Origin of the sequence: Streptomyces sp. NPDC057424, assembly GCF_042803315.1 — a bacterium.
Classification (GTDB): Bacteria; Actinomycetota; Actinomycetes; order Streptomycetales; family Streptomycetaceae; genus Streptomyces.
On record NZ_JBHVCP010000061.1, the window covers coordinates 1 to 11,362 of the forward strand.

The following is an 11,362-nucleotide window of genomic DNA, read 5'->3' on the forward strand; positions in this document are numbered from 1 at the left end:
GAGGGGAGCCGGTGACCGGCGCCGCCTCCGGCAGCACGCCCTCTCGGCGTGAGGTGCGGCACAGCATCACCAGGTAACACGGGGTTCACATTCGAGCAATGGCCGGGAAATCGCCTGTTGCGAGGCTGCCGGGCGGCAGCAGACGCGGCGCCTCGGTGCCGCGGCGCCGCAGCACCCGCGATACGCGCCCAGACACACCCCCGAAGGATGTGGCCCGTGACCTTCAAGGCTGAGTACATCTGGATCGACGGCACCGAGCCGACGGCCAAACTGCGCTCCAAGACCAAGATCATCGCGGGTGCCCCCGCCGGTCTCGACGCGCTGCCGATCTGGGGCTTCGACGGGTCCTCCACCAACCAGGCCGAGGGCCACGCCTCGGACTGTGTGCTCAAGCCGGTCTTCACCTGCCCGGACCCGATCCGCGGCGGCGACGACGTCCTGGTGCTGTGCGAGGTCCTGAACATCGACCTCACCCCGCACGCCAGCAACACCCGTGCGGCGCTGGCCGAGGTCGCGGAGAAGTTCGCGGCGCAGGAGCCGATCTTCGGCATCGAGCAGGAGTACACGTTCTTCAAGGACGGCTACCCGCTCGGCTTCCCCAAGGGCGGCTTCCCGGCCCCCCAGGGCGGCTACTACTGCGGTGTCGGCGCGGACGAGATCTTCGGCCGTGACGTCGTCGAGGCCCACCTCGACAACTGCCTGAAGGCCGGTCTGGCCATCTCCGGCATCAACGCCGAGGTCATGCCCGGCCAGTGGGAGTTCCAGGTCGGCCCGGTCTCCCCGCTGGAGGTCTCCGACCACCTGTGGGTGGCCCGCTGGCTGCTCTACCGCACCGCCGAGGACTTCGACGTCGCCGCCACCCTCGACCCCAAGCCGGTCAAGGGTGACTGGAACGGCGCCGGCGCGCACACCAACTTCTCGACCAAGGCGATGCGCGAGGGTTACGACGCGATCATCACCGCGGCCGAGTCCCTCGGCGAGGGCTCCAAGCCGCTCGACCACGTCAAGAACTACGGCGCCGGCATCGACGACCGCCTGACCGGTCTGCACGAGACCGCCCCGTGGAACGAGTACTCCTACGGCGTCTCCAACCGCGGCGCCTCGGTCCGTATCCCGTGGCAGGTCGAGAAGGACGGCAAGGGCTACATCGAGGACCGCCGTCCGAACGCCAACGTCGACCCGTACGTGGTGACGCGTCTGCTCGTCGACACCTGCTGCTCGGCGCTGGAGAAGGCCGGCCAGGTCTGACCGGCACGCTGCACGGCTCCCGAGGGGGCGCTCACCGTTCGCGGTGGGCGCCCCCTCGCGTTGTCGGTGGGGTGCGCCGTGATGGGGCATGGAGACCGACGCCTCGCGGTAGGTGCCGGCAGGTGTCCGAGCAGTGAGAGACGGCTCCCGGCAGGCCGCACGGCCCCCGGCATCGGCTGCGTGCCGTCGACCGGGAGGAAGGGGTGACCGTCGCGGACCTGCTGCGGGGTGCCACCTGGCTGCCGGCGGCGCACCACACCCTGCCCGCGCTGCCGGGGCAGCCGCCGATGATCGGCTACCTGGTGCTCGTCCCGGCCGGCCGGCAGCCGCCGTTCCCGGTGGCGGTGCCCGACCTGCCGCGGAACGCCGGCCCGGAATCCGGTGCCGAGCCGGGCGGCGAGCCGCTGATCCGCGTCGACACCGTGCGGCGCACCGCCCGGGTGGCCGGGCAGCCGCTCGACCTCACGTACCTGGAGTTCGAGCTGCTGGCGCACCTCGTGGCGCACCCGGGCCGGGTGCACACCCGCGACCAGCTGGTCGGCACGGTGTGGGGTTACGGGCACGTGGGCGACGGCAGTACGGTCGACGTCCACATCGCCCGCCTGCGCCGCAAGCTGGGCGTGGAGCACCGCGACACGATCCGCACCGTGCGCCGCGTGGGCTACACGTACGGGCCGCCGACGGCGTACCGAGGCGCGCCCAAGTCCCGTCCCGCCCCCGTCCCGTCGCGACCTGTCTGCTGACAGCAGATCCCCGTCCCCTCCCCTCGCCCCACCGGGCAGAGTCACCGGCATGAGGATTCTGATGCTGGGTGGGACGGAGTTCGTGGGGCGGGCCGTCGTGGAGGCGGCGCTGGGGCGGGGCCGGGACGTGACCGTCTTCCACCGGGGGCGGCACGACGCGCCGCCGGGCGTGCGGTCACTGCTCGGTGACCGCACCGCGCCCGGCGGACTGGCCGCCCTCGCCGACGACCCGGGCGAGTGGGATGTCGTCGTCGACACCTGGTCGGCGGCGCCGAGTGCGGTGCGGGACACGGCGCGGCTGCTGCGGGGCCGCGCCGGACGGTACGTGTACGTGTCGAGCTGCTCGGTGTACGCGTGGGCCCCGCCCGCCGGCTACGACGAGGACGCGCCCCTGGTGGAGGGGGCGTCGGCCGACGCGGAGCAGACCGCGTACCCGCAGGACAAGCGAGGCGGTGAGCTGGCCGTGCTGGACGCCTTCGGCGCGGACCGGTCGGTGCTCGTACGGTCCGGGCTGATCCTCGGCCCGTACGAGAACGTCGGCCGGCTGCCCTGGTGGCTGGGCCGGACGGCGCGCGGCGGTCCGGTGCTGGCGCCGGGCCCGCGTGAACTGCCCCTCCAGTACGTGGACGTCCGCGACCTGGCCGGGTGGATCCTGCTCGCGGCCGAGCGGGAGCTGAGCGGGCCGTACAACCTGGCCAGTCCACAGGGGCACACCACCATGGGCGAGTTGCTGGACACCTGTGTCCGGGTCACCGGCGGTGGCGCCGAGCTCCGCTGGACCGAGCCCGGGGTGATCCTGGAGGCGGGCATCGAGCCATGGACCGAGCTGCCGGTGTGGGTGCCGCCGGGCAGCGACCTGCACGATGCCCTGCACAGCGCGGACGTCTCCCGGACGGTCGGGGCCGGGCTGGTCTGCCGGCCCGTCGAGGAGACCGTGGCGGACACCTGGCGGTGGCTCCAGGACATCGGGGGCGTGGCGCCCCAGCGCCCGGACCGGACGGGCAAGGGTCTCGACCCGGAGGTGGAGGCGAAGGTGATCGCGTCCGGCGCCGGTGGCTGAACCACCGCCCGCTTTCCCCCGAGAGGTGTACGTAGCACCACCCCCGACCGGGTGTCCCGGCCCCGTGACCCGGCAGACGTGCTCGACGAGACTGACGCCATGACCATGGACACGAAGAACGGCAACGGGCGGACGGCGGGGCGGGGCATCGGACTCGCCGCTTTGCGGGGGCTCGCGCTGGCCCTCGTCTCCCTGCCGGGGGCGGTGCTGTGCTTCTGCCTGTCCCTGCTCTCGATCGCGCTCATCCCGATCGGGGTCGGGATCGTCACGACGCCGTACGTGCTGACGGGGGTGCGAGCGTTCGCCAACTCACGGCGGGTGCTCGCGGCGGAGTGGGGCGGGGTGCGGATTGCTCCGGCGTACCGGCCGCTGCCGGAGGACGCCAACCCCTGGGCGCGCACCTTCGGGATGCTGCGCGACCCGGCGACCTGGCGGGACCTGCGGTGGCTGCCGGTCGACATGACCGCCGGGTTCGTCACCGCGCTGCTGCCGGCCGTGCTGCTGATCTATCCGCTGGAGGGGTTCGCGCTCGCCATCGGGCTGTGGCGGGTCTTCCCCGACGGGTACTGGTACGGGTTCGTGCCGGTGACGGGTCAGGCGTCCGCCTTCGGCGCGGCGGCCCTGGCTCTGGTGCTGCTGTTCCTCGCGCACTTCCTCACCCCGCGCCTGCTGGACGTCCACTTCCGGCTCACCCGGGCGGTGCTCGGCAGCAACCAGGGCGAACTGGCCGAGCGGGTGCGGGTGCTGACCGAGACGCGGCGCGACGCCGTGGACACCTCGGCCGCCGAACTGCGGCGCATCGAGCGGGACCTGCACGACGGGGCCCAGGCCCGGCTGGTCGCCGTCGGCATGGACCTGGGCACCATCGAGGCGCTCCTCGACAAGGACCCGGCCCAGGCCAGGGAGCTGATCGCACAGGCCCGCAGGTCCTCGGTCGAGGCACTGTCCGAGCTGCGCGAGCTGGTGCGCGGCATCCACCCGCCGGTCCTCGCCGAGCGCGGCCTGGGCGACGCGGTACGGGCGCTGGCGCTGCGGCTGCCGGTGCCCACCGAGGTGGGCGTGGATCTGCCCGGGCGGGCTCAGGCGCCCGTGGAGTCGGCCGCGTACTTCGCCGTGAGCGAGGTGCTCACCAACGCCGTGAAGCACTCGGGCGCCGACCGGATCTGGGTCGACCTGCACCGGGCGGACGGCATGCTGCGGGCGACCGTCACGGACAACGGCAAGGGCGGAGCGGTGATCGGGGCCGGTTCGGGGCTGGCCGGGGTCGAGCGGCGACTGGGTACATTCGACGGCGTCCTGGCCGTCAGCAGCCCCGCGGGCGGCCCCACCATGGTCACCATGGAGATCCCTTGCGCGTAGTCCTGGCCGAAGACCTCTTCCTGCTGCGCGACGGACTCGTCCGGCTGCTGCAGGCGCACGGCTTCGAGATCGCGGCGGCCGTCGAGACCGGGCCCGAACTGGCCGCCGCGCTGGCCGAGCTGGACCCGGACGTCGCCGTGGTCGACGTACGCCTGCCACCCACGCACACCGACGAGGGCCTGCAGTGCGCGCTCGACGCCCGCGGGAAGCGGCCCGGGCTGCCGGTGCTGGTGCTCTCCCAGCACGTGGAGCAGCTGTACGCGCGTGAACTGCTCGCCGACGGCACCGGAGGGGTCGGCTATCTGCTGAAGGACCGGGTGTTCGACGCCGAGCAGTTCGTGGACGCCGTACGGCGGGTCGCCGACGGCGGTACGGCGATGGACCCGCAGGTCATCCAGCAGCTGCTGGCCCGCCGTTCGGGCGACGACCGGCCGCTGGCGCGGTTGACGCCCCGGGAGCGGGAGGTGCTGGAGCTGATGGCGCAGGGCCGGTCCAACGCGGCGATCGCCGGGAAACTCGTCGTGACGGAACGGGCGATCGCCAAGCACACCGCGAACATCTTCGCCAAACTGGGTCTTGAGGTCTCGGACGACGACAACCGTCGTGTGCTGGCGGTTCTCGCTTATCTCGACCACGGCCGGTGAAACCGGACTCTCTCCCTCACCCACTGTGGGTGATCAACAACTCCCCGTGCTCCAGGGGTTGTTGAGAACACAGAGTCCTCACGAATCTCGCATCAATTTCCGGGACCTCTGAACACCCTTGGGACGCCCTGCGTATGGAAGGGAGCCGCTTCACTCCTGTCGGGCGCCTCGATGCCCCCGAAAAAGGAAGTCAGAGGAGTTCCATGGGACGCAACACAAGAAAACGCCGTACGCCGCTGGCCACCAAGGCCGTAGCCGCATCGGCGGCCCTAGCGCTCGGTGGGGGCGGGCTGATCTGGGCGAACTTCTATGCCTCGGCGCACGAGGAGAACTCGGCGAACCAGACGAAGTCCGCGGGCGCACAGATCGCCACGATCCAGTGTCCGGACGTAGGACAGAAGCTGACCGATGTGCCGGACGGTGCTCGCCAGGGGGTGGACAAGGAGCTGGCCAACCTGGACAAGCAGATCACCGAGGCGTACTCCCGGCTCGCCTCCACGCGTCAGGCCCAGGCCGGTGACGCGGGCTTCGTCAACAACGCCATCCTCGGCCCGCTGAAGTCGAAGCGGGTCGCGGTCATCGACCGGATCGGCATCAACATCCGGCGGGTGGGCGGACAGGCCCCGGGCAATCTCGAGCAGCTCGCCGAGTGCCAGGGCATGGCAGCCGACGCCAACACCAACGACGGCCAGGGCGGGGGCGGTCAGAACAACGACGGCCAGAACAACGACGGCCAGAACAACGACGGCGGGCAGGACCAGGGCCAGGACAACGGCGGCCAGGACAACGGTCAGGGCCAGGTCGGCGACAACGGCAACGGGGCCGCGGGCCCGGTGGCTGACGACTTCGTCAACATCAACGATGTCCAGCCCAACTCCCGTAACCTGCCGAACGGTCTCGCCGCGAACGGTGACTCCGGGTCCACCGGCTCGTTCACCGCCAAGTGCGGTGTCAACGAGAACAACCTGTTCAACAGCGACAACCTGATCGTCGCCCCGGGTGTCGACAACGGCGCGCACCACACGCACGACTACGTCGGCAACCAGGACAACGACGCCTTCTCCAGCGACGAGGACCTGGCCAACGCCGCCACCTCGTGCCAGAACCAGGCTGACAAGTCCACCTACTACTGGCCCGTGCTGCGCCTCCAGGACGGCACTCAGGAGTTCGACGCGGGTGACCTGGGTGGTGGCGCCGAGGGCAACGTCGGCAAGATCCTCAAGGCCAGCCAGGCGGACATGAAGTTCGTCGGCAACAAGGCGAGCGACGTCGTCGCGATGCCGAAGTTCCTGCGCATCATCACCGGTGACGCCAAGGCCTTCACCAACGGCCTCGCCAACGCCAACACCTCGTTCAGCTGCACCGGCTTCGAGGACCGGCAGGTGACGGACAAGTACGTGATCTGCCCCGAGGGCAGCCAGGTGGTGCGGACGTCCAACTTCCAGAGCTGCTGGGACGGACAGAACATCGACAGCGCCAACCACCGTGACCACGTGGCCTTCGTCCAGCAGGACGGCAGCTGCGCCAACGGCTTCAAGGCGATCCCGCAGCTCCAGGTCCGCCTGGTGTACGACGTTCCCGCGCCGACCATCGAGAACGGCCAGATCAAGAGCCCGTACGCCGTGGACGGCTTCCCGGAGCAGCTGCACAAGCCGATCACCGACCACAACGACTTCATCAACGTCATGGACGAGAACCTGATGAACAAGGTGGTCCAGTGCATCAACAGCGGCCAGGACTGCCAGTAACGGCCCGCTAGAGAAAGCCGGCGGTGGGAGATCCCACCGCCGGCTTTCTCATGCGTCCGGCGAAGCGGCGCGGTCAGTTGTCGTGGTGACCGGAGTGCGCCGGCTTGTCGTCCTCACCTCCGCCGGGGGCGTGACTCGCGTGGTTGAGCCCCACCTCCACGGTGCCGCCCAGCGTGCCGCGCAGCGTCTGCAGCACATCCTCGTGTCCGACGGCCACCCACTTGCGGCCGACCAGGTAGAAACCGCCGTAGTCCTTGGCCGTGTTGATCCACTCACGCTGGCCCCGGTCCGTGGAGAAGGTCGCGAGGACGTACTTCTCCTTGCCCTTCTTGCAGAGGGCCTGGCGGATGGTGTCGGCGTCGGTCTGCATGTTCGGCTTGCAGTCGGCCTCGGCCGCGATGTGCTCCAGGCTGCCGGTCACCGCCTCCGGAACGGCCGCCGCCTCGTCCTTGTCGCCGGATCCGCCGCAGCCGGCCAGCGCCAGTATCGCCACCGCGCCGCTCAGCGCGAGCATCGGTCGGGTCACCCTCATCTGTTCCTCCGGTCCTTTTCGGCACGGTCCCTGCCACGGCACGATCCGGACGCATGCCGCACGGAGCCCCGGCAGGGGGCTCTCGCCTTCGATACGGCTGCGGCGCCCGCCCTGCTCAAATCGCGCTACCCCGGTGTGCACTCCTGTGCGAGGGTGGTCCGGTGGATCAGGACTGGGAAGACCGTGTGGCCGCCCTGTGGGACCGTTTCGACGACTACGCCGAGACGGAGGAGGACGAGGCCCGCTTCCGCGCCGATGTCGACGCCCTCGTCGCCGAGCTGCCCGAGGGCAGTCCGCTCGGCCCGTTCGAGCAGGCCTGCGCCTGGGACTCCACGGGCCACTCCGAAAAGGCGGTCCCCCTCTACCGGGAGGCGCTGAGCAACGGCCTCGCCGACGTCAGCCCCTACAAGGCCCGCCGTACGGCGATCCAGCTGGCCAGCTCGCTGCGGAACATCGGCCGGGCCGAGGAGGGCGTCGCGCTGCTGACACCCGAGCTGGTCGCCCCGTCCGACGAGCTGGACGACCCCGTACGGGCCTGCCTCGCCCTGTGTCTGTCGAGTCTCGGCCGCGACCGGGAGGCACTGGCGCTGGCCCTGGGCGCCCTGGCCCCGCATCTGCCGCGCTACCAGCGGTCCATGGCGAACTACGCCCGGCTCCTCGTGGAGCCCGGGGAGCACCCGGGGGCGTGACGCTCCGCAGCCAGGTGACCATCCAAGGATTCGCTCGTTCTGCTGAACGTGCAGTCACAGGATGTCGCCCAGCGCCCCGCACCCCCCTCCCCCGCCGGCCCGGTCGTCGACGTCGAGCAGGCCGAGGCCGCGCTCGTCGAGCACTACCCGCGGCTCGTCCGGCTGGCCTACCTGGTGCTGCCGCCCGGACTGGGGCGCAGCCGCCGCGTCCTGACCGCACACGCCCTCACCCAGCGGGCCCTCCCCCGCAACCGCACCCCGGCCCCGGTGATCCCGGCCCAGTCCACCGGCCGGGACGGCGACCCGGGCTACGCCTTGGTCCGCCTCCAGGTGCTGCGCACGGCACTGGAGGCGGGGCTGCCGCTGAAGGCGAGGGCGTGGCCCAAGAGGTCCCAGTTGCCGCCGCTGCTGCCGCACGTGTGGGGCCTGAAGCTGTTCCCGCGCTCCGGCGGCGCCGACGAACTCGCCCTGGACCAGCGGCTGTCCAGCCTGTCGGGACCGGCCCGGGCCGCCTACGCGCTGCGCGGCCTGGAGCGGCTCACGGCCGACGGGGTCTGCAAGGTCCTCGCGGCAGCGGGCGTCGCCGACCCGGAGGGCGCCGTCCTGGAGGCCGACGGGATCCCCGCCCAGTACGGGCTGCTCGACTCCCCCGAGTTCGACCCCTGCTCGCTCCAGGCCCGCCCCACCGACCTGATGCGCCGCCGCCAGCACCTGCGGGCCGCCCTGGCCGCCGGTGCCGCCCTGCTGGTGTGCGGGGCGCTGCTCGGCCTGCCCGGTGAGGGCTGGGGCCCCGAGGGTGCCGCAGCACCCCCGTACGCGCGCAACCCCGCCGCGCAGGCCGCGCTGGACCCGGCGAAGCTGACCCGGGTCCCGCCCACCGCGTGGCGCAGCTCGGCGCGCACCGACTTCTCCGTGTGGCCGGCCCGCGGCGACCGCACCAGCGACCAGGCCCTGCTGCGCCGGGCCCTGGCCGTGTGGGCCCGCCCCGGCGAGACGGTCCAGGTGTCGGCGACCCCCGGCACCCTCTCCGGGGGCCCGGCCGGACCGCCCCAGCTGCTGTACGCGGGGACGGTCGACGCGGCACGCGTGGTGATCCTCTACGACGGTCTGCGCATCGCCCGGTACGCCGAGCCGAAGGACGGCACACAGGGCGCCGCCCTCGACTTCGCCCGGGTCGACGGGGCCGGCCGGGCCGAGGCGGGCGCGGTGGTCCTGGGCCGGTCCGACGGCAACGTCCGCTATCTCGTGGCCCCCTGGGTGAAGAAGGCGGGCGAGCGTGACCTGATGAAGCCGGGCTCCGGCACGATGGACCTCACGCTCACCGACGGTGTCACCGCACCGCTGGCCAGCCCGGCCCTGCGGTCCGGCCCCTGCACCTCGTGGAACGTGCTGCACGTGACCGACGGCGGCAGGACGCGGCTGCTGACCGACCTCGGCGAACTGGTCCCGGCCCGGCTCACCGCCGGACGGCCGGGCTCCCCCGGCGAGGTGTCCGGCGCCGCCGCGCTGCGCACCTGGCAGCCGTTCGCCTGCTCGCTGGGCACGGTGCGCTCGGCGGGGGTGCGGAGCGTCAACGCCTGGGCGTTCAACGAACAGCCGCTGCCCGACGCGAGCGGCTCGGGGGCGTGGGTGTGCACGCGGGCCGAGACCTGGCGGGGCGGTGGGGCGCGGGTGCTGGCGCAGTTCCACACACCGGGCGGGACGTACGGGGCGGTGGCGGCCAAGGCCGAGAACGTCCCGTCGTGCGGGGTGCGTGACCCGCATGTGCTGGCCGGGGTGCTGTGGAAGTCGAAGGCCGGCGACTGGTACCTGCTGGCCGCCGGAAGCCGGGAGACCGCGTCGATCCGGGCGACGGGCGGAGTGGACGGAAGGTCGCGGAGCAGTCTGCTGACCGTGCCGGCCGAGCAGGGGGCGCAGGCTCAGCTCAAGGGGACCCTGAAGGACGGGCGTTCGCTCCGCGGGCTGCGCTGACGGGGGCGGGTTTCCGGGCCCGTTCCGGTGAGTCCGGTCGAGCCCGTGATCGGTCCGGCCCGTTCGAGGCCGGAATCGATCGGTAAGGTGTTCGTATGACTATCGGGGTTCGCCGCAGAATGGGAGTCGAGGAGCGGCGGCAGCAGTTGATCGGCGTCGCCCTCGAACTGTTCAGCCGCCGCTCGCCCGACGAGGTCTCCATCGACGAGATAGCGTCGGCCGCGGGCATTTCACGCCCGTTGGTCTACCACTACTTTCCCGGCAAACTCAGCCTGTACGAGGCCGCGTTGCAGCGGGCCTCGGACGATCTGGCGGCCCGTTTCGTGGAGCCGCACGAGGGTCCGCTGGGGGCGCGGCTGCTGCGTGTGATGCGCCGCTACTTCGACTTCGTGGACGAGCACGGTCCAGGTTTCTCCGCCCTGATGCGCGGCGGCCCGGCGGTCGGCTCCTCGACGACCAACGCGCTCGTCGACTCCGTACGGCAGGCCGCGTATGTCCAGATCCTTTCGCACCTGGGCGTGACCGATCCGCCCGCGCGTCTCGAACTGGTCGTCCGTTCCTGGATCTCGCTCGCCGAGTCGACGGCGCTGATCTGGCTGGACGGCCGGCGCATCCCGCGCGAGGAGCTGGAGTCCCAGCTCGTCAACGACTTCGCCGCCCTCGCCGCGGTCAGTGCCACCTACGACGAGGAGATGGCCGCGCTGCTGCGCGGCATCGTCGAGGACGAGCCGGCCGACGGCCCGTTCGCGCATCTGGCCGGCCGGCTGATCGCCCTGGCGGGCTGAGCCGGCTCAGCTCTCGAACTTCGCGTACGACGGGTCCAGGTCGCGGACCTCGGCGGAGGCGTGCAACGCCAGCCCCTCGGCGGGCTTGAGGTGGCTCCGCAGCAGCTCCAGGGCGGCCTGGGTGAGCCGGGCCTTGGTCTCGTCGGTGCGGCCGGCGAGCAGCGCGATGTGGACGTGCACATGGGCGTGTCCCCCGGCCTCGGGCCCGACCACGATGTCCTCGGTCGGGCGGAACCGGGTCTTGCACGCCGGGGGCTTGGCGGCCGCGATCTCGACCGTCGCCTCGTGCAGCGCCTTCGCGAAGCCGGGCCGGTCGAAGTCGTCCGCGAGGTCGGCGGAATAGTCGACGGTGATCTGCGGCATCAGTACTCCTATTCTAGGCCAGTGGGCTCACCCTAACCGCAGGGCCCGGCATCGCCATGTCGTCCTCGCGGTCGCGGCCGAAGCAGCCCGGCAGCACGTCGCACGGGGCGCCGAGGCCGGCCGGGGGCGTCGGCGGCGGCCGTGCGGAGCTTCACCGAGGGCCGCTCCAGGCCCGGCCCGAGCTGGACCGCAGGCGCCGGCGTACGGGGCGCCGCCCCCG

11 protein-coding genes are annotated in these 11,362 nt (G+C 72.0%); 9 read left to right on the forward strand and 2 right to left on the reverse strand.

Going from position 1 to position 11,362, the window contains the following annotated elements:
* Positions 1–216: 216 nt before the first annotated feature.
* From glnII to ACFU3E_RS32355, 6 genes are all read left to right on the forward strand, one after another.
* The gene (glnII, locus tag ACFU3E_RS32330) at positions 217–1,248 is read left to right on the forward strand and encodes a glutamine synthetase (RefSeq protein ID WP_384166336.1); all 1,032 of its coding nucleotides are present in this window, start codon (positions 217–219) and stop codon (positions 1,246–1,248) included.
* A 203-nt stretch (positions 1,249–1,451) separates the two neighbouring features.
* Positions 1,452–1,991 (forward strand): winged helix-turn-helix domain-containing protein, encoded by a 540-nt coding sequence (locus ACFU3E_RS32335; RefSeq protein ID WP_384166339.1) that lies wholly within the window; start codon positions 1,452–1,454, stop codon positions 1,989–1,991.
* Between the two features lie 49 nt (positions 1,992–2,040).
* Positions 2,041–3,051: an SDR family oxidoreductase gene (locus tag ACFU3E_RS32340; protein ID WP_384166342.1), complete on the forward strand. Its 1,011-nt coding sequence runs from the start codon at positions 2,041–2,043 to the stop codon at positions 3,049–3,051.
* Positions 3,052–3,150: 99 nt separating this feature from the next.
* A complete protein-coding gene (locus tag ACFU3E_RS32345; protein ID WP_384166344.1) occupies positions 3,151–4,410 on the forward strand; it encodes a sensor histidine kinase in 1,260 nt (419 codons plus the stop codon).
* The gene (locus ACFU3E_RS32350; protein WP_384166347.1) at positions 4,401–5,054 is read left to right on the forward strand and encodes a LuxR C-terminal-related transcriptional regulator; all 654 of its coding nucleotides are present in this window, start codon (positions 4,401–4,403) and stop codon (positions 5,052–5,054) included. Before ACFU3E_RS32345 ends, ACFU3E_RS32350 begins: the two co-directional genes overlap by 10 nt.
* A gap of 203 nt (positions 5,055–5,257) precedes the next feature.
* Entirely contained in the window at positions 5,258–6,802 is a 1,545-nt protein-coding gene (locus tag ACFU3E_RS32355; RefSeq protein ID WP_384166350.1) for a DUF1996 domain-containing protein, read from the forward strand.
* A 73-nt stretch (positions 6,803–6,875) separates the two neighbouring features.
* Here the strand turns inward: ACFU3E_RS32355 and ACFU3E_RS32360 are convergent, their stop codons facing one another.
* Positions 6,876–7,334, reverse strand: a complete 459-nt coding sequence (locus ACFU3E_RS32360; protein ID WP_384166353.1) for a hypothetical protein — start codon at positions 7,332–7,334, stop codon at positions 6,876–6,878.
* 161 nt (positions 7,335–7,495) lie between these two features.
* Between ACFU3E_RS32360 and ACFU3E_RS32365 the strand changes: the two genes are divergently transcribed.
* From ACFU3E_RS32365 to ACFU3E_RS32375, 3 genes are all read left to right on the forward strand, one after another.
* Positions 7,496–8,023 (forward strand): tetratricopeptide repeat protein, encoded by a 528-nt coding sequence (locus tag ACFU3E_RS32365; RefSeq protein ID WP_384166356.1) that lies wholly within the window; start codon positions 7,496–7,498, stop codon positions 8,021–8,023.
* A 48-nt stretch (positions 8,024–8,071) separates the two neighbouring features.
* The gene (locus tag ACFU3E_RS32370; protein ID WP_384166359.1) at positions 8,072–9,994 is read left to right on the forward strand and encodes a hypothetical protein; all 1,923 of its coding nucleotides are present in this window, start codon (positions 8,072–8,074) and stop codon (positions 9,992–9,994) included.
* A 95-nt stretch (positions 9,995–10,089) separates the two neighbouring features.
* Complete coding sequence (locus ACFU3E_RS32375; RefSeq protein WP_384166362.1) at positions 10,090–10,779, forward strand: TetR/AcrR family transcriptional regulator; 690 nt, start codon at positions 10,090–10,092, stop codon at positions 10,777–10,779.
* A gap of 6 nt (positions 10,780–10,785) precedes the next feature.
* Here ACFU3E_RS32375 and ACFU3E_RS32380 read toward each other — a convergent pair whose 3' ends face one another.
* Positions 10,786–11,142 (reverse strand): 5-carboxymethyl-2-hydroxymuconate Delta-isomerase, encoded by a 357-nt coding sequence (locus ACFU3E_RS32380; RefSeq protein ID WP_384166365.1) that lies wholly within the window; start codon positions 11,140–11,142, stop codon positions 10,786–10,788.
* Positions 11,143–11,362 lie beyond the last annotated feature (220 nt).

Coding starts and splice junctions, on each gene's coding strand:
- ACFU3E_RS32340 (WP_384166342.1), top strand. CDS start 2,041: ATGAGGATTCTGATGCTGGGTGGGACGGAGTTCGTGGGGCGGGCCGTC.
- ACFU3E_RS32345 (WP_384166344.1), top strand. CDS start 3,151: ATGACCATGGACACGAAGAACGGCAACGGGCGGACGGCGGGGCGGGGC.
- ACFU3E_RS32355 (WP_384166350.1), top strand. CDS start 5,258: ATGGGACGCAACACAAGAAAACGCCGTACGCCGCTGGCCACCAAGGCC.
- ACFU3E_RS32360 (WP_384166353.1), bottom strand. CDS start 7,334: ATGAGGGTGACCCGACCGATGCTCGCGCTGAGCGGCGCGGTGGCGATA.
- ACFU3E_RS32375 (WP_384166362.1), top strand. CDS start 10,090: ATGACTATCGGGGTTCGCCGCAGAATGGGAGTCGAGGAGCGGCGGCAG.
- ACFU3E_RS32380 (WP_384166365.1), bottom strand. CDS start 11,142: ATGCCGCAGATCACCGTCGACTATTCCGCCGACCTCGCGGACGACTTC.